Origin of the sequence: Nitrospirillum amazonense, from assembly GCF_029594735.1 — a bacterium.
In the GTDB taxonomy this organism is placed as follows: domain Bacteria; phylum Pseudomonadota; class Alphaproteobacteria; order Azospirillales; family Azospirillaceae; genus Nitrospirillum; species Nitrospirillum amazonense.
The window spans coordinates 1,621,476-1,646,974 of the sequence record NZ_JARPAF010000004.1 but is presented as its reverse complement, the minus strand read 5'-3'; the positions used below and the strand labels follow the sequence as shown (position 1 = coordinate 1,646,974).

13 protein-coding genes, 1 tRNA gene and 2 pseudogenes are annotated in these 25,499 nt (G+C 65.5%); 15 read left to right on the top strand and 1 reads right to left on the bottom strand.

All coding sequences use genetic code 11. The features are described from left to right. Positions 1-32 precede the first annotated feature (32 nt). From P5F91_RS27935 to drmB, 15 genes and pseudogenes are all read left to right on the top strand, one after another. On the top strand, positions 33-1,250 hold the full coding sequence (locus P5F91_RS27935) for an LL-diaminopimelate aminotransferase (protein ID WP_277908873.1): 1,218 nt from the start codon (positions 33-35) through the stop codon (positions 1,248-1,250). A 32-nt stretch (positions 1,251-1,282) separates the two neighbouring features. Next, positions 1,283-2,578: a homoserine dehydrogenase gene (locus tag P5F91_RS27930; protein WP_145609003.1), complete on the top strand. Its 1,296-nt coding sequence runs from the start codon at positions 1,283-1,285 to the stop codon at positions 2,576-2,578. A gap of 125 nt (positions 2,579-2,703) precedes the next feature. Next, positions 2,704-3,675, top strand: coding sequence for a class II fructose-bisphosphatase (glpX, locus tag P5F91_RS27925; protein WP_145609109.1), 972 nt, complete (start codon positions 2,704-2,706; stop codon positions 3,673-3,675). Continuing rightward, positions 3,665-5,512, top strand: coding sequence for a single-stranded-DNA-specific exonuclease RecJ (recJ, locus tag P5F91_RS27920; RefSeq protein ID WP_277908870.1), 1,848 nt, complete (start codon positions 3,665-3,667; stop codon positions 5,510-5,512). Before glpX ends, recJ begins: the two co-directional genes overlap by 11 nt. A gap of 614 nt (positions 5,513-6,126) precedes the next feature. Continuing rightward, positions 6,127-7,635, top strand: coding sequence for a hypothetical protein (locus tag P5F91_RS27915; RefSeq protein WP_145609005.1), 1,509 nt, complete (start codon positions 6,127-6,129; stop codon positions 7,633-7,635). 133 nt (positions 7,636-7,768) lie between these two features. Then, a tRNA-Glu gene (locus tag P5F91_RS27910) sits at positions 7,769-7,844 on the top strand. A 67-nt stretch (positions 7,845-7,911) separates the two neighbouring features. Next, positions 7,912-8,118 (top strand): annotated as a pseudogene (locus P5F91_RS29945) (DUF6538 domain-containing protein); the annotation flags it as partial. 12 nt (positions 8,119-8,130) lie between these two features. After that, positions 8,131-9,594: a site-specific integrase gene (locus P5F91_RS27905; RefSeq protein WP_277908869.1), complete on the top strand. Its 1,464-nt coding sequence runs from the start codon at positions 8,131-8,133 to the stop codon at positions 9,592-9,594. A gap of 396 nt (positions 9,595-9,990) precedes the next feature. Further along, positions 9,991-10,506, top strand: coding sequence for a hypothetical protein (locus P5F91_RS27900; RefSeq protein ID WP_277908868.1), 516 nt, complete (start codon positions 9,991-9,993; stop codon positions 10,504-10,506). A gap of 219 nt (positions 10,507-10,725) precedes the next feature. Continuing rightward, on the top strand, positions 10,726-13,884 hold the full coding sequence (drmD, locus tag P5F91_RS27895; RefSeq protein ID WP_277908866.1) for a DISARM system SNF2-like helicase DrmD: 3,159 nt from the start codon (positions 10,726-10,728) through the stop codon (positions 13,882-13,884). Beyond that, positions 13,885-17,850, top strand: a complete 3,966-nt coding sequence (locus tag P5F91_RS27890; protein WP_277908865.1) for an Eco57I restriction-modification methylase domain-containing protein — start codon at positions 13,885-13,887, stop codon at positions 17,848-17,850. 96 nt (positions 17,851-17,946) lie between these two features. Continuing rightward, a complete protein-coding gene (locus P5F91_RS27885) occupies positions 17,947-19,053 on the top strand; it encodes a helix-turn-helix domain-containing protein (RefSeq protein WP_277908864.1) in 1,107 nt (368 codons plus the stop codon). 9 nt (positions 19,054-19,062) lie between these two features. Continuing rightward, positions 19,063-19,569: a hypothetical protein gene (locus P5F91_RS27880; RefSeq protein WP_277908863.1), complete on the top strand. Its 507-nt coding sequence runs from the start codon at positions 19,063-19,065 to the stop codon at positions 19,567-19,569. Between the two features lies 1 nt (position 19,570). After that, positions 19,571-23,089 (top strand): DISARM system helicase DrmA, encoded by a 3,519-nt coding sequence (gene drmA, locus P5F91_RS27875; RefSeq protein WP_277908862.1) that lies wholly within the window; start codon positions 19,571-19,573, stop codon positions 23,087-23,089. Between the two features lie 11 nt (positions 23,090-23,100). Continuing rightward, positions 23,101-24,987 (top strand): DUF1998 domain-containing protein, encoded by a 1,887-nt coding sequence (gene drmB, locus P5F91_RS27870; RefSeq protein ID WP_277908861.1) that lies wholly within the window; start codon positions 23,101-23,103, stop codon positions 24,985-24,987. Between the two features lie 263 nt (positions 24,988-25,250). On the opposite strand, the pseudogene P5F91_RS27865 reads toward drmB, so the two are convergent. Further along, positions 25,251-25,499 (bottom strand): annotated as a pseudogene (locus tag P5F91_RS27865) (adenine nucleotide alpha hydrolase family protein); the annotation flags it as partial.

The following is a 25,499-nucleotide window of genomic DNA, read 5'->3' as shown; positions in this document are numbered from 1 at the left end:
CCATCCACCCTGAAATCGGTGCAGACCGTCCCATGAACGAAGAGTTCCACCGCATTAAGCGCCTGCCGCCCTATGTGTTCGCCGAAGTGAACGCGATGAAGGCGCGAGCTCGCGCGGCCGGTGAGGACATCATCGACCTCGGCATGGGCAACCCCGACCAGCCCACCCCGCCCCACATCGTGGAAAAGCTGGTGGAGGCCGTGCGCAATCCCAAGACGCACCGCTATTCCATGTCCCGCGGCATCCCCGGCCTGCGCAAGGCGATTTCCGCCTACTACAAGCGCCGATTCGACGTCGACATCGACCCGGAGACGGAGGCCTGCGTCACCATCGGCTCCAAGGAAGGGCTGGCCAACCTGGCCCAGGCCATCACCAGCCCGGGCGACGTCATCCTGGTGCCGAACCCCTCATACCCCATCCACCCCTTCGGTTTCATGCTGGCGGGTGCCGCCCTGCGGCACATCCCGGTGGTGGAGGGCGTGGACAATTTCGTGGAGACGCTGGAACGCGCCATCCGCCACTCGGTGCCCAAGCCCATCGCCGTCATCGTCAGCTTCCCGGCCAACCCGACGACGCAGACGGTTACGCTGGACTTCTACCGCCCGATCGTGGAGCTGTGCCTGAAGCACGGCATCTATATCCTGTCGGACATCGCGTACGCGGAGATCTATTTCGACGACAACCCGCCGCCGTCCATCCTGCAGATCCCCGAGGCGCGCGACATCACGGTGGAATTCAACAGCCTCAGCAAGACCTACAACATGCCGGGCTGGCGCGTGGGCTTCGGCGTGGGTTCCAAGAAGCTCATCGGCGCACTGGCCAAGTTCAAGTCCTACGTCGATTATGGCGCCTTCACCCCCATCCAGGTGGCGGCCACCGCCGCGCTGAACGGGCCGCAGGACTGTGTGGAGGAAATCCGCCAGATGTACAAGGCGCGCCGCGACGCGCTGATCGACGGCCTGGCGGCTGCCGGCTGGGACGTGCCGCCGCCGGCCGCCACCATGTTCGTCTGGGCCCGCATCCCCGAGCCCTTCCGCGCCATGGGCTCGCTGGAATTCTCCAAGCTGCTGCTGCAGGAGGCGCAGGTCGCCGTCTCCCCCGGCATCGGCTTCGGCGAGTATGGCGACGAGCATGTGCGCTTTGGTCTGGTGGAAAACGTTCAGCGGATCCGCCAGGCCTGCCGCAACATCCGGGGCTTCCTGCACCGGACCGGCAACGGTGGCGACGCTGCCTCCAAAAAAGTGGTCTAAGTCTAATGGTTGCGGTCGATAAGGGGGAAGGCATGGGTACGGCACCGCTGCGCGTGGGCATCGCGGGTCTTGGCACTGTCGGCGCCGGGGTCCTGAAGCTGCTCGCCACCCAAGGCGACCTGCTGGCCCGGCGCGTTGGCCGGCCGATGGTGGTCACCGCCGTCAGCGCCCGCGACCGCACCCGTGACCGGGGCGTCGATCTGTCGTCCGTGCGCTGGTACGACAACGCCGTCGATCTGGCGTCGGACGATCAGGTCGACGTGGTGGTGGAATTGATCGGCGGGTCGGACGGTATCGCCGCCCGCACCGTCGAGACGGCGCTGGCCCATGGCAAGCATGTGGTCACCGCCAACAAGGCGCTGCTGGCCCACCACGGCACGGCGCTGGCCACCCAAGCCGAGGCCCAGGGGCTGACCCTGGCGTTCGAGGCGGCGGTGGCCGGCGGCATCCCCGTCATCAAGGGCCTGCGCGAAGGCCTGGCCGCCAACCAGGTGCGCGAGGTGCACGGCATCCTGAACGGTACCTGCAACTACATCCTGACCGAGATGCGGACCACGGGCCGCGACTTCGGCGACGTCCTGGCCGAGGCCCAGGCCAAGGGGTATGCCGAGGCCGATCCCAGCTTCGACATCGATGGCGTGGACGCGGCGCACAAGCTGGCCATCCTGACCTCCGTCGCCTTCGGCACGCGGGTGGACTTCGCCAACGTGCATGTCGAGGGCATCCGGCACATCTCCGCGCTGGACATCGACTACGCCGGGCAGCTGGGCTATCGCATCAAGCTGCTGGGCATCGCCCGCCGCACGGAGAATGGCATCGAACAGCGGGTGAACCCCTGCATGGTGCCGGTGGGGTCCCTCATCGCCGCCACCGATGGCGTATTCAACGCCGTGGTCGCCGACAGCGACTTCGCCGACAAGGTGGCGCTGGTGGGCCGGGGGGCCGGGGCCGGACCTACCGCTTCCGCCGTGGTCGCCGATCTGGTGGATATCGCCATCGGCCGCCGCACCCCCACCTTCGCCGTACCCGCCGGCCAACTGGCACCCCTGACTCCTGCCCCCTTGTCGGCGCGGCGCGGACGGTATTATGTGCGCCTCATGGTGGTCGACCGTCCGGGCGTCATCGCCGACGTCGCCGCGGCCCTGCGCGACCAGAACGTCTCCATGGAGTCGTTCCTGCAGCGGGGGCGGGCGCCGGGTGAGGCTGTTCCGGTGGTGCTGACCACCCACGATACGGAAGAAGTGGCCATGTTGCGCGCCCTGACCGTCATAGGCGGACTGGACGCGGTTCAGGAAACCCCGCGGATGATCCGTATCGAGGATTATTGACACACCACCGTCACGGACCCCCGCCTTATAATAAGGGGGCCGACGGAACACAGACTCGGGGGAAGATGACTATGAGCAAGGCTATTGAGGCGCCCGTCGATCCGAAGGGCGACATCAGCCTGGTTATGGACCGCAACCTGGCCCTGGAAGCGGTGCGCGTGACCGAGGCGGCCGCCTTGTCCGCGTCGCTGCTGATGGGCCGCGGTGATGAGAAGGCCGCCGACCAGGCCGCGGTGGACGCCATGCGCAAGGCCCTGAACAGCCTGGCCATCGACGGCACCGTGGTGATCGGCGAGGGTGAACGCGACGAGGCGCCGATGCTGTACATCGGTGAGAAGGTGGGCAGCGGCCATGGCCCCAAGATCGACATCGCGCTGGACCCGCTGGAGGGCACCACCATCACCGCCACCGGCGGCCCCAACGCCCTGGCGGTCATCGCCATGGCGGAATCGGGCGGCTTCCTGAACGCGCCCGACGTTTACATGGACAAGATCGCCGTGGGTGCGGGCCTGCCCGAGGGCGTGGTCGATATCGATGAGAAGATCGAGACCAACCTGAAGAACCTGGCCCTGGCCAAGCATGCCACGGTGGAGGAGCTGGTGGTCTGCATCCTGGACCGCCCCCGTCACCGTGAGCTGATCGCCCGCGTGCGCGCCGCCGGCGCCCGCATCATGCTGATCGGCGACGGCGACGTGTCCGGGGTCATCTCCACCGCGCAGCCCGACAGCGGCATCGATTTGTATGTCGGTTCCGGTGGTGCGCCCGAAGGCGTGCTGGCCGCGGCCGCCCTGCGCTGCATCGGCGGCCAGATGCAGGGCCGCCTGTTGTTCCGCAACGACGATGAACGTGCCCGTGCCAAGCGCTGGGGCGTCACCGACCTGGACCGCAAGTACGGCCTGACGGATCTGGCCAGCGGCAACGTCATGTTCGCCGCCACGGGCGTCACCACCGGCACCATGTTGCGCGGCGTGCGCCGTTATCCGGGCGGTGCCTACACCCACTCGGTGATTATGCGGTCGAAGAGCGGCACGGTGCGCTATGTTGAGGCGCACCACAATCTCCGCACCAAGACCAGTTTCGTTCCGGATGCAAAATAACTTAACGTTTGTGGGCTCGCCGTCGGGGGATGTTTCCGGCGGCGAGCCTCGTCCCCTGCTAGGGGTCTCGCGGTCCGCCACTGGCCGGCGCTGGCTGGCCCGGCCGCATGACGAGCGGCTGGCCCTAGCTCACGCCCAGCGCGGCGGCCTGCCGGAACTGGTGGGACGAGTCCTGGCGGCGCGTGGTGTCGACCTGGACCAGGCCGAGGATTTCCTGGGCCCCACGCTGAAACGCTTCCTGCCTGATCCACACGCCCTGCTGGACATGCAGGCGGCGGCGGAGCATCTGGCCGACGCCGTGCGGCGCGGCCGGCGCTTGGCCGTCTTTGGCGATTACGACGTCGACGGCGCCACCTCCTCCGCCCTGCTGGTGCGCTTCTTCCGCGCCGTGGGCGCCGACATCCAGGCCTATATTCCCGACCGCATCAACGAAGGTTACGGCCCCAACGCCCCGGCGCTGCTGCGCCTGCGCGAGGCGGGGGTGGACTTGGTCATCACGGTCGATTGCGGCGTGACTTCGTTCGAGCCCCTGGCCGCCGCCGCGCAGGCGGGGCTGGAGGTCATCGTCGTCGACCATCACAAGGCGGAACCGGCCCTGCCCACCGCCCGGGCGGTGGTGAACCCCAACCGTCTCGACGAGACCATGACCGACCGCCTGGGCACCCTGGCGGCAGTGGGCGTCAGCTTCCTGCTGGTGGTGGCGGTCAACCGGGTCCTGCGCGCCACCGGCTGGTACGCCAACCAGGCGGAGCCGGACCTGATGGGCTGGCTGGACCTGGTGGCGCTGGGCACCGTCTGCGACGTGGTGCCCCTGGTAGGGCTGAACCGCGCGCTGGTGGCGCAGGGCCTGAAGGTGATGAGCCGTCGCAACAACGTGGGTCTGGCCGCCCTGGCCGATGTCGCCGGCATCAATGAACGCATGGACGCCTACCACGCCGGCTACATCCTGGGGCCGCGCGTCAATGCCGGCGGCCGGGTGGGCCGCGCCGACCTCGGCACCCGTCTGCTGTCCACCGAGGACCCGGTGGAGGCGCGGGACCTGGCGGCCCAATTGCACACCCTGAACGCCGAGCGCCGGGCCATCGAGGCCCTGGTGCTGGAGGAGGCCATCGCCTTGGTGGAGGCGCCGGCCGCCACCGATCCGCTTGCTGCCGGGGCGCTGGTGATCGCCGGGGCCGGCTGGCATCCCGGCGTCATCGGCATCGTCGCCTCCCGCCTCAAGGAGCGCTATGGCGTGCCGGCCTGCGTGGTGGCGCTGGAGGGCGGCATCGGCAAGGCCTCGGGCCGCTCGGTCCGGGGCATCGACTTGGGCTCGGCCGTCATCGCCGCCCGTCAGGCCGGCCTGCTGATGGCCGGCGGCGGCCACGCCATGGCGGCGGGATTCACCGTGGCGGAGGACAGGCTGGCCGACCTGCGCGCCTTCCTGGCGGAGCGCATCGCGCAGCAGACAGCGGGGCAGGGCCCGCTCGTGCCCACCTTGCACCTGGACGGCGTGGTATCGGTGCGCGGCGCTTCCGTCGACCTGTTGGGCCACATCACCCGCCTGGGCCCCTTCGGCACCGGCAACTCCGAACCGCGCCTGGCCGTGGCCGACGCGCGCATCGTGCGGGCCGACGTGGTGGGCGGTAACCATGTGCGCTGCATCCTGTCCTCCGTCGATGGCGCCCGCCTGAAGGCCATCGCCTTCCGGGCCATGGATGAGGATCTGGGCCCCGCCCTGCTGAACCATGGCGGTCGGCCCATGCATCTGGCCGGCACCCTGCGCGCCGACCGGTGGAACGGGGCGGAGGGCGTGCAGCTGACCATTGATGACGCCGCTTTGCCGGGTGCATCGTGAAGCTGGCGACATTTATCCCGGTTGAATAGGGTGGCGCGGCGCATTTGCGCTGGGTGGCCACTGTACGAAAGTAAGAAAACCGTCACGGGTCCCTACCAGGGCTGCGGGGGCGATGATTTCCCTATTTCCCGCCTCCATCGGATGTATGTTCGCTGACGTTACGGTGTTGATACCAGGTGTCAGCCGCGCTTATGCCCGCGCGCCGTCGGCTTAATGCCGCCGTGCATGGCAGTTTAACCAAAACTATCTTTCCGTCCGCCCGGAATCGCCATCCTATGATCCTATCTTCACTGCCGGGATTATTCAAATTATTGATCTGATTATTCTATCGTGTGCGAAGTACCAATGCCCGCCAGCGTCTCTTTATGCTTGGCGGTAACCGGGCTGTCACGGGTTGATCATTTTCCAATTGTGGGCGGGACTGGATTGACAGCGACGCTGCATTAAACGATCCTTACGGGTAAGGTCTCATTCTGTCCCGCCGTTACTCTCGGCGGGACGTTGAATGGCCGTCGACCATAAAAATCAAAGGGCTGGTCATTACAACGCGGGAAGGTTCCAAGGCTCCGCCCGGGCAGCCGACGAGGACATCCGGGGGGGATGAGGGGGTATTGATGTCGGGACAGCCTGGAACGAAACGGGTGGTTGCGGCCGCGCCGGAAGCCCCGGCTGACGCCGCGCCGGAATCGAGCCTCAGCCGCTTGGAATCCCACTTCCGCACCCTGGACGAGGGGTCGCTGGTCCGTGTCGCCGCCGCCGTTGAGAAGGCGCGCGCGACCGAGACGGGCGCCGCCTCCGACGAACAGATCCTGACCTGTTTGCGGCCCATGCTGCGCAGCCTGCGGCCCGTGCGCGTGCCTACCTTCCAGCGGGCGCTGTGCGTTTGCCTCGAACCCTACCTGATCGACGCCGACTCCGTGGGCGGCGTGCGGCGGGCGGTGGTGGCCCGGTCCAGCCTGGCGCCCTGGTGGCGTCTGCTCATGGGGTCATCCTACCGGCCGCGCCTGGCGGCGGCGACGGCGGAATATCGCAACGCCGTGGCGTCGGAACGGCAGGACGAAATCGATGCCGTCGTCCAGTTCGGCCGCAGCATCGCGGCTGAGGCCACCACCACCCTGTTGGCGGAGGCGGCGCAGTCCGCCGTGCGCAAGCGCGAGCTGGAGGTGTTGCTGGGCAGCGCGCGCGCATTTGAAGACGCGGCCGAAATCGCACGCATCCTGGGCCTGGATCCGCTGCTGACCCCCTGGTTCGACCAGATCCGTGCGGTGTGTCCGCGTACGGCGGACGGCAGGGTGCATGACTTCAATCCCCAGGGCACGGTCATCGCCAAGAACGGCTACATGCACCTGCATGCTGCCGACCGTGAGGTGGTCGACTATTACTTCCATGGCCTGCTGCGCCTGCTGGCCCAGCCGTGGCAGTCGCTGCGCCTGGTGCGCCTCTTGTCGGCCGATCTGCTGCGTGCCGGTGGCGACAGTGCCGGCCTGCAGATGATTCCGGCCAAGCTGTTCGGCGACCTTACCCGTACCCTGGCGGAAATCGGGCGCACGGCGGCAGGCGACCGGGGCATGACCCGGCGGGTCTGGCTGATGACCTGCGCCCGCCTCATTTCCGACGCCGGGGCCATGGTGCAGGGCATGGCTGAAGAGGTGAAGGAGTTCGGCAACGCCGGATGGGAGACCATGATGGTCGAGGCCCGGCAGAAGGTGACCCAGGCGGCCGACCAGTTCGCCAGCGTGGCGGTTCGCGACGCGGCCCTGGTGCTGCCCCAGAGGGAGGTGCGCGAGAAGCTGGAGGTGCGGCTGGTGCCCGACATGGCCCACAGCCCCTCGGATGACGAGGTGTCGGTGGCCCAGGCCGCCGCGACCCTGTTCACCGCCTGCCGGAAAGTGGCGGAAAAGGAAGGCTTCGACCGATCCATCCGTGCCAAGGAAGCGGATTTGGAGGCCACCTTCCAGACAGCCATCAACTTCCGTTTCGAATATCTGCGGGCGCGCGGCAAGAACAAGGCCGTCTCCGCCCAGCTGCAGGCGCTGGAGAAGGTCTTGCGCTCCATGCCCAAGACCGAACCCATGCTGGACCTGATCCTGAAGGCGGAACGCGCCATCGAACGCTTCCGCTGACCAGGAACCATCACCGTTTTCCCGCCCGATCCGGCCGCGCTAACAGGCAGACCCCCTATGCGCGAAAACCGGTGGGCGGGGCTTTTTATCCGCTTGCCTTATCGGGGCCGGATCATTATGTATCCACCCCGCTGTCCCCTTCGTCTAGAGGCCTAGGACACCGCCCTTTCACGGCGGCGACACGGGTTCGAATCCCGTAGGGGACGCCAAATTTAGCCTAAGGGCTTGATTTGGCTCTAGATTTCGCCTTTCGCCAAAGCCGTGTGACACACGTATGTGATACACGCGGAGGCGCTGGCTGTGACCCTCATTCCATACATCATCCAACGTCGTCGCAGACTCTACTTGCGGGTCCGCGCGCCTGCCGATATCGCTGCCTTGAGCGGCCGAACGCACATCACGCGGACATTGCGGACGGCGGACCCCCGGAAGGCCAGGGCGGAAGCGGCCCAGCTTCTGGCGGTCGTACATCGTCAATGGGGCGAGGCACGACGAATGATCGCGGCGACGGTGCTGGGCAAGCCGATCAGCGAACTGACCGACGAAGAAATCTTCCAGGTCACGCCTGAACAAATTCAGGGCCTGCCGACGCAGGACCAAGCCCGGTTCCTCGACGCTTTGGATCTCGCCGGCCAGCGGACCGTCCTGGAGGCCCGCCGTCTGGAGGTGGAGGCGCAAGAGCAGGCTGTGCAAACCCAGCGACTCGCCAATGCGATGTGGGGCTTGGAGACCGTTCGGAGGGCCACCCAACTCGCACGGCGGCAGCACACCATGCTGAGTCAGATGCAGGACGTCGCCACCGACCGAAGCCATGCCGCCTCGGTTGCTGACGCGGAGGCCGCTACGCGCGCTGAATTCATGGCCATGTTCCGGGAGGGGATGGCCGAGATGCGCGAGCTGAAGGCCGCAATATCCATCAGCACGTCTGCCACGCAGCAAGCGGTGCTTCAGCCCGAGGCGGGCGTCGCTTCCGCTGCCGCCAACGTTCCCTGGGATGCCTATCTCGAGGCTTTCTATCGGGATAAGCCGGACTTGGGGGACGCGACGCGGGCCAGCTACGGGCAGGCGTTCCGTGCCTTCGGAGGATTGTTCCCGGACAAGCTGCTGAGCGAGATCACCAAAGCCGACGTCAAGCAGTTCTGCGATCACCTGCGAGACCGGCCCATCAAACGGGCGGGACGGGAAACGATGGCGCGGGACAGCATCGTCAAGCTGCTGGGCCACCTGCGCGGTTACCTGGCGTGGACCGTATCGGCGGGCCATCTGCCGACAGGCAACCCCGCGGATGGCGTTCAACCCCGAGCGGAGAACCGGCAGGAACGTATGGACCGCGACAAGCGGCGGGCTTTCTCAGCCACGGAACTGACAAAGCTTTTCGACAGTCCGCTGTTCACGGGCTTCCTTTCCACCAGCAAGCGGGCTCAACCCGGCACCCTCCATTATCGCGACGAGCCCTTCTGGTTCTTCGCCCTCGCCGCGTTGACCGGTGCCAGGACGGAGGAGATTGCCGAACTACCCGCCCAATTCGTGAAGTTGGGGGACGTGGAGTGCTTCGACCTGCGGCACGCGTCAAAGACCGCCGCCGGGCCGCGGCTCATTCCCGTGCTGCCAGACCTCTGGCGAATGGGACTGCGGCAATGGGCGGCCGAACAGCAACGGCGCGGGCGGGGCATGGTCCAAGGGCCGGAAGCCTCTGATGATTGGAGCAAATGGTCTAATCGCTACTTGGTCAATATTGGCCTGAAGGCACCGGGGCTGGTGACCTACTCGCTCCGCCATAGTTTCCGCCAGGCGCTGCGCGCCGCAGATCTTCATGAAGAACTCGCCGACAAGGTCTTCGGCCACGAGGGCAAGTCCGTCGGCGCGGGCTATGGGCGGGACCTTGCGCCGGTGGAGGCCAAGCTGGTGGTGGAGCGCGTGAAGTTTCCGGTGCCGCTAGACCATTTATTCGCTCATTGATAAGGTATATACAATGAATGGGTGTGATTCGGCACTGGAGTGGAACCCCTTGAAGCAAGTGGAGCAACATCCTGAAATGACTGAAAAAGGGTGGAACTTCCGGCGCCAATCATGTCCCTACCCTATATGCAATTCCTGCCGATTTGTCAGGCTGCTGAGTGATTGTTAGCCTTGTATTTAAATCGATGGCGGTTCAGATTCGGTAGTAAATTTCCGATAGAATTTTATCATAAAATATAGATAGCGATCTACGTGGCGAGAGTTATTTGGCATTTTTGAAATAGCGAATGGAATAAAATAAAAACATCATACATCATAAATATATGATATTTAAATGAATTATTCGTCTCGCTTCGATAAATTTATGCATTAAATTGTGCGGAATGGGAGTCGGTTATGTCAAATAATGCTGTTAGCAAAAAAAAGAATGACGGGCGTCTTGCGGGAAAGCGTACTGCCATTCAAATCGTCTTTTATGCTGACGACAGCATCGGGCGCCACGGTTTGGCCAAGCCAGAGGGTCCAGAAATGGAGGCGCGAGCTGCCGCTAGTCTAATCTCGGCGATGGCGGCAGCTGTTCTGCGTCACCGAGGATATCAGGTAACGGCGACGGTGATCGCTGACAATGGTGGCTGGATTCCAGAAGTTTTGGCTACACATGAGGGCTCTCCATTGGATTTTGCCGCCGTTAAGGTGGTTATGGATGCTTGTGCGTTGGCCCTGCAATATGTTGGAACGCGTGCAGCCACCGGACATATCAAATGGCTTGCTCGAGAATCCGATGGAGTTGATCTGGTCAGGGCCGTCAATGAAGTGGCTGTTCTGGTAGTGAGCCATACTAAACCATGGCAAGCTATTCGTTCCGAAGCTTCTAGCCTTTATCACAGAGCCTGCGGTACTCAGGGTTTCTGATGCCTGCCGAAGCGGGGAAGTACGGCCCGGTATCATACACCTTGTTCTATGATCATCCGGCTTCCGTTTTCCTGTTGTCTCGGTTCCTGTCGGCTATCCCACTGAATCGGAGCCCCGAAGCTCAAATCCGTTACGGTTGATTGACAGCTGCCCCCTCCAAGTTGCTAACGTCCTGACCAGGGCACGCTCGGCGCGTGCCTTGGTATTTGGGAAGAAAGCATGACGGCCGTTCAGACTGGTGACTTTGTGCGGTTGCGGGGGCGGCGTTGGCTGGTTGAAGGTGAGCGTGATTTGGGCGAAGGCCTAACAACGCTCAACCTTGCCTGCGTCGATGACGACGCCCAGGGCGAACGCGCGGATATTGTCTGGTCGGCCGAATTAGATGCCGAACGGCTTGGTGATGAAGGCTGGGAGGCGCTGGCGCGCACCGGCACCGACGATCCAGCGGTCTTTTCCGCCTACCTCCGGACACTGCAATGGGGCACGGCGACCGCGACGGATCTGCGTCTCTTTCAGGCCCCCTTCCGCGCTGGCATCCGGCTCGACGCCTATCAGCTTCTTCCCCTGTGGAAGGCCCTGCGCCTTCCTCGGGTGAACCTGCTGATCGCTGACGACGTTGGCGCCGGCAAAACCGTTGAGGCGGGCTTGGTCCTGCGGGAGATGCTGCTGCGCCGCCGGGTCGATTTCGCTGTGGTGGCGGCACCCGCCGGCATGGTGCGGCAATGGCAGGATGAACTTGAGGCGAAGTTCGGCCTGACCTTCACCATTGTCGACCGCGAGCACCTTGCCCAACTGCGCCGGGAGCGCGGATTCGCGGCCAATCCGTGGACGGCGGGGTCGTTCTTCATCATCTCTCATTCGCTGTTGACCGATGATACCTACGCTGGCGGTTTGCGGGACGCACTGGGCAGTTTCCGGTCAAAAGCGATTCTGATCCTGGATGAGGCACATCATGCGGCGCCAGCTTCGGGGGCCCGCTATGCCGTCGACAGCCAATTCACCAAGGCCGTGCGGGGGCTGGCCGCCTGTTTCGAACATCGCCTTTTCCTGTCGGCCACCCCCCATAACGGGCACAGCAACTCATTTTCGTCGCTGTTGGAAATCCTTGATCCACAGCGCTTCACGCGGGCGGTCCCTGTCCGCCCGCGTGAGCTTGACGCCGTCATGGTCCGCCGCCTCAAGTCCGACCTTCGGCATTTTGGCGAACGCTTCCCCAAGCGTACGGTGGAGCCCGTCATTCTTCGTGACCTGCCGGAGGACGCCCCCGATCTTCTGCTTCCGCGGATGCTGGCCGCTTACGGCGAGGGGCTGAGGACCCGGGCGGAGACATTGCCGGCCCGGGAAGCGGGGCTGGCACGCTTGGCTTTCGTGGGACTTCAGCAGCGCTTGCTATCGTCAGCCCAGGCCTTCGCTGACACGTTGGCCATTCATATCAATGGCCTGAAGCGCCGGACCGCATCCGCCGCTGTGGCGGCAGCTTTCGTCCACGGGGCTGCCGAAGTCGAAGAAGCCGAGACCGAGGACGGCGCCGGCATGAATGACGTGCTGGAAAAGGAAGAGATGCGGCGGGCGGAAGCCGCCGCCAGCTTCGCTGCACCCGTGGCGGACCTCGCCGCCGCCCAGGCGATGTTGGACTTGGCGCTGAAGGCCGCCCGACGACCCGATGCCCGGGTCACCTGGTTGGCCAACTGGATCCGCGCGCAGATGGTGCCCAATGGCCGGTGGAATACCCGACGCCTGGTCATTTTCACCGAGTATGAGGCCACCCGGCGGTGGTTGGAGCGTCGGCTCATGGAGGCGCTGGATGATCTGGCGCCGGAGGATCGGCTGGCCCATTTCACCGGCGCCACGCCTTTGGACGAGCGTGAGGAACTGAAGCGCCGCTTCAACGCCGATCCCGCCACCGACCCCCTGCGCATCCTGCTCTGCACCGATGCCGCGCGGGAAGGCATCAACCTACAAACCCGCTGCCACGATCTCATCCACTTCGATCTGCCCTGGAACCCGGCCCGGCTGGAGCAGCGCAACGGGCGTATCGATCGCAAATTGCAGCCGGCGGAGGAGGTCTTCTGCCGCTACTTCGTCTACGCCCAGCGACCTGAGGATGTGGTGCTACAGGCGCTGGTCAGGAAAACTGAGTTGATCCGCGATCAACTGGGCTCCGCCGGCCAGGTCATCGCCGCCCGGCTGGCGGATAAGCTGGCCCGCAACGGCATCGTCGCGGCGCCATCCCTGGCCCAGGAGGTGGAGACGGCGGGCGATGATCCGCTGGTCCATCAAGCCAATGAGGAGATGGACGATGACACGCAGCGTCGCCGTGCCCGGCAGGCGCGCGAGATAGATGAACTGCGCAAGCATCTGGAACAATCGCGCGAACGCGTCGGTGTGGACCCGGAGCAACTGAGCGCCGTCGTCGCAACAGCCCTGTCACGCGCAGGCGTTCCATTGGGCCAGCCGACGGGCAGCGTCGGGGGGACGCCGGTGTTCCAGCTGGACGCCAGCAACCCGGCCTTTTCGACCGCCGGGTGGCCGGAAGCGTTGGACACGCTGCGGGCCCGTCGTCGTACACGGGCGGACAAATCAACCAAGGATTGGCGGGCTGCCACACCGTTGCGGGCCCTGTCCTTCCGCCCCGCCATCACGGCGGAGGGGGCGGACGCCGAGGGTGTCGTCCAACTGCATCTGGAACATCGGCTGGTCCGCCGCCTGCTGGGGCGATTCCTGTCCCAAGGGTTTCAGTCGGGATTGTCGCGTGCCTGCGTGGTGGTTGGCCCCGGTGCCCAGCCGCGCGTGGTCCTGATCGGCCGCCTGGCCCTTTACGGACCTGGTGCTGCCCGCCTGCACGAGGAGATGATCACCGTCACCGCGCCGTGGACGGAGGCGGGACGGGGAACCACCCCCCTGAAGCCGTTCGCCACCCGCGGCGAGGAAGCGACGATGGTCCAGGTGGAAAAGGCACTACGCGACCCGCGCCGGCCCCCGGCCGTCGCCATTGACCGCGTCCGTTCCTGGGCGGAGAAGGACGCGGCCGACCTTGAACCCGTATTGCGGACACGAGCCGAGGCCGCCCGCCGCGAGGCCGCCGCCGCCCTGACCGAGCGCGGCATCAAGGAGGCGGAGGACCTCCGCGCCCTGATCGCGGGACAGCGGAGTCGGGTGGCGACAGCGGTGGATGCGCCGGAAGACACGCAGTTGACTCTTTTTGGGGATCAGGAAGCGGCCCAGCGGCGGCGGGACCGGGAACATTGGCGGCGCAAGCTGGTGGAGCTTGACGGGCAGTTGGTCACTGAGCCAGACCGTGTCCGCGCCAGCTACGATATTCGGGCCGACCGCCTGGAAATAGTTGGTCTTCTCTACCTTTGGCCTGCGAGTAACTAAATGGCTGCCCCCGATCCCAATCTTGAGTGGCTGGGCCATGTGCAGCCGACCGGCCTGGTCGTCGCGCCCTCCGTCCTGACGCGTTATGGCCTTATCCCGGAAGAGCAGCTGCGCGCGGATAGCGACGCTGTGGCGGAACACATCGGGGTTTCGGAGGATGGCCCCGCGCTGCCCTCCCCTTGGCCCTTCTTCGCTGATATCCTGGGGTGGAGCGCCACCTTCATTGCCGGCGCGCCGGGGGGACCGGCGCTGCCGGACGATCTGGCGGCCGTCGTGCCCGAGGCTGATACGACACTGATGCCCACCTGGGCCGTGGCGGAGCCCAGCGGCGGTTGGCAAATGCTGGTCCGGATCGAAGGCCCGGGCGTGGACCCTGATGGCCGGGGCGCCCTGGATGGGTGGGAGGCGACACCACACCAGCGCCTGGAACGTCTTTTGCGGACGACCGGCGTGCCCACCGGCCTGTTGATCACCGATGATGAGTTGCGCCTGGTCCATGCCCCCAGGGGGGAGACCAGCGGCTGGCTGGTTTTCCCCCTGCGCGCCCTGCCGACCGTCGGAGGGCGCCCCATGCTGGGCGCCCTCAAGCTTCTGCTGGAGAGTTTCCGCCTGTTCGCCGACGCGACGGAGCGGCGGCTGCCGGCGTTGCTGCGGGCCAGCCGCGACACCCAGGCGGAGGTTTCCGCCAAGCTGGCGACGCAGGTCCTGGGCGCCCTGCATGAGCTGCTGCGTGGCCTGCACGCGGCCGACCGCGCTGGCGTCGAGCGGCTGGCGGCGGAACGGCCGGCCCATGTTTATGAGGGGCTGCTGACGGTTCTTCTGCGTCTGATCTTCCTGCTTTATGCGGAGGATCGGGCCTTGATCCCGTCACGCGCCGACACCGCCGCCCGCGCCCTTTATGATGAGGGTTATGGGGTGCGGACCCTGCACGCCCGCCTGCTGGGCGACAAGGCGCGCCATCCTGACACGATGGACGAGCGGCGTGGCGCCTGGGGGCGGCTGTTGGCCCTGTTCCGCCTAGTTCATGGCGGCGACACCACCGGGGGCTGGATCCGGGGCCGGGGCGGCAAGCTGTTCGACCCCGATACATTCCCCTTCCTGGAAGGGCGACGGCAAGCAAGCGATCACGCCGCCCCGCCGGCCGTCACCGATGGCTGCGTCCTGCGCGTGCTGGATGCGCTGTTGGTGCTGGATGGGGAGAAGCTGTCCTATCGGACGCTGGACGTGGAACAGATCGGCAGCGTCTATGAAACCGTGATGGGCTTCACCGTCCTGACCATGGCTGGGCCCGCCCTGGCCATCAAGGCTGGCAAGAACAACCGCACGCCGGTGTTCGTTGACCTGGCCGCGCTGGCCGCGACCAAGGGGAAGGAGCGGGAAAAGTATCTCAAGGAACAGGCTGACCGTGGCGGCCTCACCGCCCGCGTCACCACCCCCCTGACCGCCGCGGCCGATGCCGCCCAATTGGCGGAGGCCCTGCGCCCCATTGTCGATGACCGCGCCAGCCCCCACGGCATCGCGCCCGCCGGCACCCCGCTGTTGCAGCCGACGGATGAGCGTCGCCGCACCGGCAGCCACTACACCCCGCGCGACCTGACGGGACCCATCGTCCGTCACGCGCTGGAGCCCGCCTTCGCCCGCATCGGTGACAACGCCACGCCGGAGGAGGTTCTGGCCCTCAAGGTCTGCGATCCGGCCATGGGTTCAGGCGCCTTCCTGGTGGAGGCCTGCCGGCAACTGGCGGCGCGGCTGGTGGCGGCATGGGCCCTGCACCCGGGAACCCGTCCCCCCATCGCGCCGGATGAGGATGAGGATTTGCTGGCCCGGCGCCTGGTCGCCCAACGATGCTTGTATGGGGTGGACCGCAACCCGCTGGCGGCCGATCTGGCCCGCCTGTCGCTGTGGCTGGCGACGCTGGCCCGTGACCATGAATTCACCTTCCTGGATCACGCGTTGAAGAGTGGCGACAGCCTGGTGGGCCTGACCCGCGCGCAGATCAGCGCCCTGAACTGGGACACCAGCCAGCCACCCCTGGCCCTGCTGGTCGGCTTGGTCACCGAACGTGTGACCGCCGTTTTGGAGGGGCGCGAGGAAATTCGCCAGGCGCCCGACGACGTCAGTCGCGCGGTGCAGGAGAGGCGGCACCAGCGGATCGAGGCGCGCCTGGACCATGCGCGGGCGTTGGGGGACGCCGTCGTCGCCGCCTTCTTCACCAGCGGGAAGGCCAAGGAGCGGGAGTGGGCGCGCGTTGGGTTGGAGATGGAGGCCGGCGGTGGCAACACCGACAAGCTGTGGGAACGCACCTCGGCGGCCCGCATCGCCCTGGCGTCTGGCCCCCATCCGCTAAAGCCGTTTCATTGGGAGATCGAGTTTCCCGAGGTCTTCACCGGGCCACAGGGCGGTTTTGACGCCATCGTCGGCAACCCGCCCTTCGCCGGCAAGAACACGCTGATCAACGGCAACCGCGACCATTACCTGGATTGGCTCCAGACCCTGCATCCGGGGGCCCATGGGAATGCCGACATCGTCGCGCACTTTTTCCGCCGTGCCTTCGCGCTGCTGCGCCCCGGCGGCCGGTTCGGACTGATCGCCACCAACACCATCGGCCAAGGTGACACCCGGGATGCGGGTCTGCGCGTGATCCTGAAACAGGGTGGCATCATAGCCCGCGCGACGCGGCGCCTGCCCTGGCCGGGGGACGCGGCCGTCGTCGTTTCCGTCGTCCATGTGTCGAAGGGAGAAAACGGCGGGGAGGCCAGGCAAGGCCAACCCCATCTTGACGGTCGCCCGGTGCGCCGCATCAGCGCCTATCTGGTGGAGGGGGACCTGGACGCGAGCCCGGCGCGCTTGGCTGCGAATAGCGGCAAGGCCTTCGTCGGTATGTATCTTTTAGGGTTGGGCTTCACCTTCGATGACGAGGCCGCCGCCAAGGGGAAGGCGACGTCCATCGCCGAAATGCACCGGCTGATCGAGAAAGACCCTCGAAACGCCGAGAGAATCTTCCCCTATCTGGGCGGGGAGGAGGTGAACACCAGTCCCACCCATGCCCACCGCCGTTACGCTATCGACTTCAACGACTTTCCGTTGCGCCGGGATGTTCTGAAGAAGCAATGGGAGGCCATGAACGGGGACGAGCGCGCGGCCTGCCGCCGCCGGGGCATCGTGCCCCTGGATTATCCCGAACCGGTTGCCGCCGATTGGCCGGACCTGTTGGACATTGTTGAACGGTTGGTGAGGCCCGAACGGGCAAAAGACAAGCGGCCGGCGCGGCGTGATCGGTGGTGGCAATTCGCTGAGCGGGCACCAGCTTTACGTACAGCGGCGCTCAGTGCTGAAGAGGTCCATGTGTTATCCCGGGTGTCTTCTCATTTGGCCATATCAACTATTTCTAATGAACATGTTTGCGCAGAAACGACTGTAATTGTTATAGATAACGATATCGTTAAGGCGGTCGTGCAGTCGCGAATTCACGAGGTGTGGGCTCGATTCTTCGCGTCTTCATTAAAGAGCGACCTCCGTTATGGCCCCTCGGATTGCTTTGAAACATTTCCATTTCCTGAAACTTTTCAAAAAAATCTTATAAATGCCGATGTAAATTATTTTGATATTCGCGCTAAATTGATGAGTGAATATTGCGTCGGTCTAACAAAGATATATAATTATTTCCATGACCCAGCTATGAAAACTTCAAATATTCACCAAATGCGGAACTTACATCATGTCATCGACACGGAAGTTTTGCGCTCATATGGCTGGGACGACCTTGCAGCACAAGCGAAGCCAGTTTTCCTGTCTGAAGAAAATGAAAGAGACGACCGTTATCAGAATCGCCTTTTTTGGCCCTCGGATTTCCGGGATGAGGTTCTGGCGCGCTTGCTTGATCTGAACCAATCCCGGGCGGCGGAGGAGCGAGCCCTCGGCTTGTCCCCAGGGGTGGCCCCCGCGCCGGAGGAGGATGGGGAATAAGTAGCGGGCTCTTTTCTTGCAAATCAAAATTCGCAAGAAAATCTTGCGTGATCCAACTTGCTCTGCCATAGCAAGGCTCGGTTAAAGGAGCGGGTGATGTCGGACGGATTGATCGCGGCGCGGATCAAGGTGAGGCGCGAGGCGCTGGGCTTCACGCAAGATGGCGTCACCAAGCTATTGGGGTTCAGCGACCGTCAGACGCTGTCCGCCATCGAGAATGGCGACCGCCGCGTCTCCGCGTCGGAATTGGTGCGCTTTGCCGAGGTGCTGGCCGCGCCGCTGACCTATTTCACCGACCCGTTCCTGCTGGCCGGTGTCGGTCGCTTCTCCTGGCGGCAGGCGGGCGTGCCGCCCCAGAAGCTGGCCGATTACGAGGAACATGCCGGCCGGCTGATCGCGCTGTACCGCGCCCTGGGCACGGAACTGGGGCGCCGGCCGCCCCTGCTGCGCCAAGCCTTGGGCCTGACCAAAGCCAGTTCCTATGAGGAGGCCATGGTCGCGGGAGAGCGGTTCGCCGAGGAATTCGGCCTGGGCCCGGTTCCCTCGCGCCGCCTGGCAGAGGTGATGCAGGAAAGGCTGGGCATCCTGGTCCTGATGGTTGACGCCATCCGGGGAGTCTCGGGCGCCGCCTGCCACCTGCCGGAATTGGATGCCGTGCTGATCAACCGGCAGGAGGTGGCAGGCCGGCGCCATTATGACCTGGCGCATGAGCTGTTCCACATCCTGACCTGGGACGCCATGCCGCCGGATCACCTGGAGGACACCGTCGCCGCGCCCAAGGGGCGGGTGGAGCAACTGGCCGACAACTTCGCGGCGGCCGTCCTGATGCCCAGCAGCGTGATCGCGCCCTTTGGCCCTTGGGCCGATTTGGCGGATGATGCCTTGGTCAGCCGGCTGAACGACACGGCGGAGGCGCTGGGCGTGAGCGCGTCAGCGCTGCGTTGGCGATTGGTCGCAGCTGGAATGCTGACCAAGGGCCGGGCCAAGACGGTCGATGAGAACGCGTTGCGGAACAACGGCCGCAAGCCCGTGGCGGTGGAGGCGCCCCCGCTGTTCTCCCGCCCGTTCGCGGAACTTGTGACCCAGGCGGTGGATGAGGGGCTGATTTCCGCCCGAAAGGTCGCCGGCCTGCTCGACATGCCACTGGATGACGTGGCGGACGCGTTCGCGGCGCAGGGCGTCGCCTTCGATCCCGGCTTGTGAGGATCGGGCATGGGGGCGCGGCTGGTTCTGGTGGACACCAACGTCATCCTGGAGGCGCACCGGACCGGCAGCTGGCGGGCCCTGCGGGGTGGCCACCGCTTGGAGACGGTGGAGGATTGCGTCATCGAAACCCAGACTGGCGCGCAGAACCGCCGGCCGGAGCAGCGCATAGAGGAAGCCGCCTTGCGCGGGGATTTCCGGGCGATCCACGCGGTTGGCGCCGTCGACCGTGCTAATGCCGTGTTGTCACATCCGTCCATCGCCTTCCTGGACGCGGGGGAACAGGCGCTGTGGTGCCACGCCTTGACCCGGACGGATGTTTGGGTGCTGTGCGGGCCGGACAAGGCCAGCCTGCGGCTGGGCCTGGCGCTGGGCCTGGGCGGCCGGCTCATCGCGCTTGAGACGCTGTTGGATGAGGTCGGCCATCGGCCGGTCATCGCCCTGCGGCGCAACTACACCATCGCCTGGCACCGGGAAACCCTGGCCAGCCTTTCGACCGAAACGAAGCGGGTGTGACATGACCGACGCCGCGACCCCCACTCAACCATCCGCCCCGCCCCCCGGTCCGCAAAAGAATGCGGCGGCGGTCCGCCACGACCTGGTGGAGGTGCTGCGGCGTGACCTGATCGGGCCTGACCCCACCGATCCCGACCTGGCGCGGGAGATTTTGCAGGTCAATCCATCACGCTGGTATCTCAGCGGATTTTTGGCGCCATCGCTGGACGATCGGGCCGATTTGGCGGTGGATCCCCGTGATGACGACAAAGCGGAGGCCCAGGAGGACGAGGGCGATCCCCTGTTCGGCGATGATCTTGGGGCGGATCCTGAAACGGGGATGGCCCGCGCCGCCGACGACGCCCCGCCGGACGAGACATCCGCCCGGCCACGGCGCCTGCCGGCCTCGCTGGGCCTCACCACCCTGATCCCCGACGGCGTGACAGAGGTGGAGGTGGTGCTCAACTGGGGCGATTACCGCACGGAACCACCATTACCGCCCGAGGTCCTGGCCCCCGAGGCGACGGGCGGCGACCGCGCCAGTCCAGATGTACAGTGGTGCCGGGTGCCTAATGAACAGGTCCTGCGCATCGCGGTGCCCGAAGGACGGGGGGCCAGCATTCCACTGCCAGGCACGGGCGGCGCCCAACGTCCCGTCGGTGGGCTCTTCCTTGAGGCGCATGCCCGCCCCTATCTGATCAAGCAGCCGGATGGGTCATCGACCCCGGTGAGGGCCTTGACGGTGATGGTGGTCAACCGCCGGTCATCCGTGCGCCGCCGCTATGCCGATGTCGCCTACGCCTTCCAGGTGCGGTTGGAGGTGCGATGCGCGACCGGCTTCTATCCGCGCTGTGACTTGTCGGGTTACGGGTCGTCCGACGTCGACGCCGCTATCGCTGATCTGCAGTTCCGCGACGTGGCGGAATATGCCGTTGGGCGCGGCGTGTCCGCCGGCTGGCGGACGGACGCGGATGGCAAGGTCCGGGCCGTGTTCACCGACCATCTTCCCCAGGCGGAGGTGGAACGGGTGGAACCCAACGAGGCCATCGCCGATGTCGAGTTTGGGATGGAGGCGATGGCCGAAGCGGCGAAGCGCGGGGCCGAGGCGTTGACGGCCGCGCTGCGCGGGTTGCCGGCCGCCTATGGCGCGTGGCTGGGCGAACAGGAGGATGCTGCGCGCTCCATCGTCGGTGACAGGCGCCAGGCGACCGCCAGGGCCTTGTTGACGGCGGCGCGGGACGCCCAGGCCCGGGTCGCCGACGGCATCCAGTTATTGGAAGACAACGACAGGGCGCGGCTGGCCTTCGTGGCCATGAACGAGGCGGTGTCGCGCGCGTCCCGCCGCCGCAATGCCGGACGTCATGGCGATCCCCTGGCGCAGCGGGCGCCGAAATGGCGGCCCTTCCAACTGGCTTTCATCCTGCTGAATCTGCGTGGCTTGGCCGAGCCGGATCATGCCGACCGGGAAATCGCGGATCTGCTGTTCTTCCCTACCGGCGGTGGCAAGACGGAGGCCTATCTGGGCCTCGCGGCCTGGACCATCGCATGGCGCCGGCTATCAGCCGATGGTGTACTCGGGGCGGGCGTGTCGGTGCTGATGCGCTACACCTTGCGCCTGCTGACGCTGGATCAGCTGACGCGCGCCGCCGGGGTGGTTTGCGCGCTGGAGCTGATGCGCGGGGAACCAGGGTGGCAGGGCGGCCGCCGCCGCTTGCTGGGGGATTGGCCCATCGAGATCGGGCTTTGGGTTGGCTCCGCCGCCTCACCCAACCGCCTGGGTAAGACCGGCGACGGCAGGACCGACACGGCGGTGGCGCGGGTGCGCCGCTTTATTAGGGATGGGCGGGAGGCGCCGGCGCCGATCAAAGAGTGCCCTTGGTGTGGCGCACCCTTTGAGAGAAGAAGTTTCCGATGCGTCCCCAGTGATGTGGCGCCCCAGAACATGGTTATCGGGTGCGCCAACACGACCTGCGATTTCTCACGAGATAGGCCGCTGCCCATCCTGACGGTGGACGAGGCCATCTACCGCCGGCTGCCCGCCTTCCTGATCGCCACCGTCGACAAGTTCGCGGCATTGCCCTGGGTGGGACAGGTCGGGGCGTTCTTCGGGCATGTCGACCGGGCGGATGATTGGGGCTTCTACGGCGCCGCGGACCCGGGCCAGGGCAAACGGCTCTGGAATGGCAATCAGCTGGAGCCCCCCAACCTGATCATTCAGGACGAGCTTCATCTGATCAGCGGCCCGCTGGGGACCGTCGCAGCCTTGTATGAGGTGGCGCTGGACCACCTGGCGTCCCGGCAGCATGGTGGACGCCGCATCCGTCCCAAAATCGTCGCGAGCACCGCCACGGTGCGGCGGGCCGCCGACCAGGTGCGGCTTCTGTTTGATCGCCACCGTACGGCGGTGTTCCCGCCGCCCGGCCCTGATCGTCGGAATAGCTTTTTCGCCGTCACGGCGCGGCCGGATCAAAAGCCGGCGCGTCTCTATGTCGGGCTGGCATCGCCGGGGCGCGGGCCGAAGCTGATTTTCCTGCGCGCCTTGACCACGCTGCTGGCTGCGGCCCGCGCGGCTGCGGAAGCGGGTGGTGAGGCGGACGCCTATGAAACGGCGATTTGCTACTTCAACGCTCTCCGCGAACTGGGCGGGGCCCGACGCATCGTCGAGGACGAAGTGACGGCCCGATTGCGCAGTTACGGCACGGAACGCCGGCGCGTGTCACCAGCGGACGCACCCTTTGCGGATCGCCATTTGAGAGCGCCGCTGGAACTCACGTCCCGCGTCACCACCGACGACGTTGCGTCCGCCAAGGACACGCTGGCGCTGCCCTGTGCCGATCCCAAGGGCGTGGACGTCTCGATGGCGACCAATATGATCTCCGTCGGTCTGGATATTGGCCGCTTGGGGTTGATGCTGGTGCAGGGACAACCCAAGACGGCGTCGGAATATATCCAGGCGACCAGCCGTGTTGGACGTAAGGAGGAGCGGCCCGGGCTGGTACTCGTTCTGCTGAACGTCCACAAGCCGCGGGACCGGATGCACCATGAGCAGTTCCGGCATTTCCATGCTTGCTTCTATCGCGCGGTGGAAGCAACCAGCGTGACCCCATGGGCGGCGCGGGCCCTGGACCGGGCCTTGGCCGCCGTTGTCGTGGCGGCGGCGCGACATCTCGACCCCAACCTCACACCGGAAAAGGCCGCCGCGCGGGTGCTGAATAATCCCGCTCTGCATGACCAGATCGTCGAAGTCATCCTCAACCGCGCACCCAATGACGCGGTGGTCGGCGGCCGCGACGCCCTGCGCGACCTTGTGGCCGGCTTGGTTCGCGATTGGGCCGCCACGGCGGATAACCAGACCGGCAACGGCGGCGACCTTTTCTATGGTTACCCTCGTGACAAGGCCCTGTTGCATGAACCACTGGATCCACTTGTGTCGCGATTGTCGCCAGCGGCCCGACGCTTCGTGGCGGGGCGCTCCATGCGTGATGTGGAGCATGCTTCGCCGTTGAAGGTCATGGACCGCTACGGCAACGAACTGCGCTGACGGGGAGAGACATGGGTAACACAACCATCCGCATGAGCCAGGTCGTTGGTGTCTATGGCCCCGGGGCCATGATCGACCTGCCGGAGCGTTCCGTCATCGTGGGCAGCCTGGACCGGTGGAACATGGCGGGCGTCGACGCCTTTCGCCCCATTGATGAGCCTCGCCTGGCCCGACTTCTGCAACAGCGATTGGCTGGTGACCCTCGCCTGGCGGGGGATGCGCCCCCGACGTTCCGCACCCCGCCGATAGACCCCAACGACGTCAGGGCGTCCCGTCCGCCATCCATTGACGCGCCGCTGTTTCCAGAGTGGTTCGTGTGCGAGACCATCGATGGCGATAAGCTAGGCCGCCGCCGGCTGGTGCGGTTTAGCGACCTGGAACCGCAGAAGCGCAAGGAATACATCGGCGAGGATCGTAAGAAGCGTAAGGTGTCGCCGGTGCGCTTCGTTGCCGGCTGCACCAAGGGGCATCTTCAGGATATCGACTGGCGGTGGATTTTGCACCGGGGCCAGCCGTGCCGCGAGGCCATGTGGCTTGTGGACTCCAGCGCCAGCGCCGACCCGCGTGATACCCAGATCGTCTGCGACTGCGAAAAGTCGCTGACCTTGGCCGAGCTGTTTCAACCCCATCGTCTGGGAAACTGCACGGGGGAACGTCCCTGGATTGGTGATCGGGATCCCGTGACGTGTGATGCGCCGAAAGGCTTGCGGCTTCTGACCCGCAGCGCCACCAACACCTATTTCCCCCAGGTGGCCACGGTCATCTCGCTGCCGCAAGCGGTGGATGAGCTGACCCGTCGTATTGAACAGCACCTTTCTAGCCTGCGGACGGCCCAGAACGCCGCTTGGATCAGCATCGCCCGTGTCGCGAACCCCGCCATCGGCGCCGCGCTGGAGGGCTATGATGATGAGGATGTGTTCGCGCGCCTTCAGACCATATTGGCCAGCTCCGCCAGTGGCGACGATGCCAAGGACCCACGCCTCGCGGAATTCGAATTGTTTTCCTGTGGACGGGCGCTGATTGGTGAGAATGCGCCTAGCGCGCTGTTGCATGCCGAAACTCTGGACCGGGCCATCTGGGACCCAGCGGATGCGCTCGAATTGGAAAGTATCGGCTCCCTGGTGGCCGTCCACCGCCTGCGTGAGGTTTCCTGCCTCTATGGCTTTACCCGCCTGGAGCCTGCGGCGATGGCCAATGATGAATTGGAAGACGTCGGCTTGGCGGTGGAGGGCGCGCCGTTGGCCGCCAGGCCAACATGGCTACCGGCCATCGAACAGTTCGGGGAAGGATTCTTTCTGACGTTCAAGCCCGAGGCTCTGCGGGATTGGCTCTTGGGTGATGGTTTGCTCAGCAGGGCGTATGAGCTTGAGGCCGGCATCGCCACTTGGGAGCGCATCCGGCGAGACGGCGGCTTGAGCCTTGATCGCCGGTCGTTGGGGGAACGCATCCGGCCGGAGTATGTCATGGCCCATAGCTTGTCGCATGCGCTGATGACCCAGGTGGCCTTGGATTGCGGCTATCCGGCCAGCTCGCTGAAGGAGCGCATCTATGTCCCGCCCGTCCCGGCATCCGGCGAGCCGCATGCCGGGATTTTGATTTATACCGCCAGTGCCGGCATGCAAGGAACCTTGGGCGGTCTGGTTGAGGTGACCCGCCGGTTCCACCACATCCTGGCCAACGCGCTGGAGCGCTTGCGGCTCTGCTCAGGGGACCCGGTCTGCGCCGACCATGAGCCCGGCAAGGCGGACGAGGACCGCGCTCTACATGGCGCCGCCTGCCACGGTTGCCTGCTGATCGCAGAGACGAGCTGCGAAGCCCGGAACCTGCACCTCGATCGCGCCCTGCTGGTGGATACGGTTCGGACAGATGGCGCGGGGATCTTCGAGGCGCCGTTTTGAGCGTTCCCGCGGATAGCCGTGGAATAGTCTAGCCTAGTCTGCCTTGCCGATTTCGTTGTCGCCAATGGTGCCCGTTGGCTAAGCTTAGCAAGCCATGTTTACCGGTTGCGGTAAACCTCGGTTTGATTGTGTTCCCTGGTAGGCGCCGCTACCCCTCACGGCCATTTTCCATCACGCCGGTATTGGTTCAGGCGAAAATTGCCTGCGGCCATTCCACCACCCTGCGCTTAGCCTGATAGAGCGGCAGCCAGCCATGTGTGGCTTGCTGTGACCTTGCTGGCGAAGGTGCCCTGGGCCCAGCCCAGCAGCGCCGCCAGCATCTGGCCGGTCTGGTTGGCGTCGTCGTCGATGGCCTGCTTGCCCAGGATGACCAGGCCCGGCTGTTCCTTTTCCACCAACGCCTTCAGCGCCTTGGCCACGCCCAGCGACTGCGTCTCCACATCCGTCTGCACCAGGATGGCGCGATCGGCGCCCATGGCCAAAGCCGTGCGCAGCGTCTCTTGCGCCTGCGT

Bases quoted from the DNA above. Each gene is read 5' to 3' on its own strand.
- P5F91_RS27935 (WP_277908873.1), top strand. From the start codon at position 33: ATGAACGAAGAGTTCCACCGCATTAAGCGCCTGCCGCCCTATGTGTTC.
- P5F91_RS27930 (WP_145609003.1), top strand. From the start codon at position 1,283: ATGGGTACGGCACCGCTGCGCGTGGGCATCGCGGGTCTTGGCACTGTC.
- glpX (WP_145609109.1), top strand. From the start codon at position 2,704: ATGGACCGCAACCTGGCCCTGGAAGCGGTGCGCGTGACCGAGGCGGCC.
- recJ (WP_277908870.1), top strand. From the start codon at position 3,665: ATGCAAAATAACTTAACGTTTGTGGGCTCGCCGTCGGGGGATGTTTCC.
- P5F91_RS27915 (WP_145609005.1), top strand. From the start codon at position 6,127: ATGTCGGGACAGCCTGGAACGAAACGGGTGGTTGCGGCCGCGCCGGAA.
- P5F91_RS27905 (WP_277908869.1), top strand. From the start codon at position 8,131: ATGATCGCGGCGACGGTGCTGGGCAAGCCGATCAGCGAACTGACCGAC.
- P5F91_RS27900 (WP_277908868.1), top strand. From the start codon at position 9,991: ATGTCAAATAATGCTGTTAGCAAAAAAAAGAATGACGGGCGTCTTGCG.
- drmD (WP_277908866.1), top strand. From the start codon at position 10,726: ATGACGGCCGTTCAGACTGGTGACTTTGTGCGGTTGCGGGGGCGGCGT.
- P5F91_RS27890 (WP_277908865.1), top strand. From the start codon at position 13,885: ATGGCTGCCCCCGATCCCAATCTTGAGTGGCTGGGCCATGTGCAGCCG.
- P5F91_RS27885 (WP_277908864.1), top strand. From the start codon at position 17,947: ATGTCGGACGGATTGATCGCGGCGCGGATCAAGGTGAGGCGCGAGGCG.
- P5F91_RS27880 (WP_277908863.1), top strand. From the start codon at position 19,063: ATGGGGGCGCGGCTGGTTCTGGTGGACACCAACGTCATCCTGGAGGCG.
- drmA (WP_277908862.1), top strand. From the start codon at position 19,571: ATGACCGACGCCGCGACCCCCACTCAACCATCCGCCCCGCCCCCCGGT.
- drmB (WP_277908861.1), top strand. From the start codon at position 23,101: ATGGGTAACACAACCATCCGCATGAGCCAGGTCGTTGGTGTCTATGGC.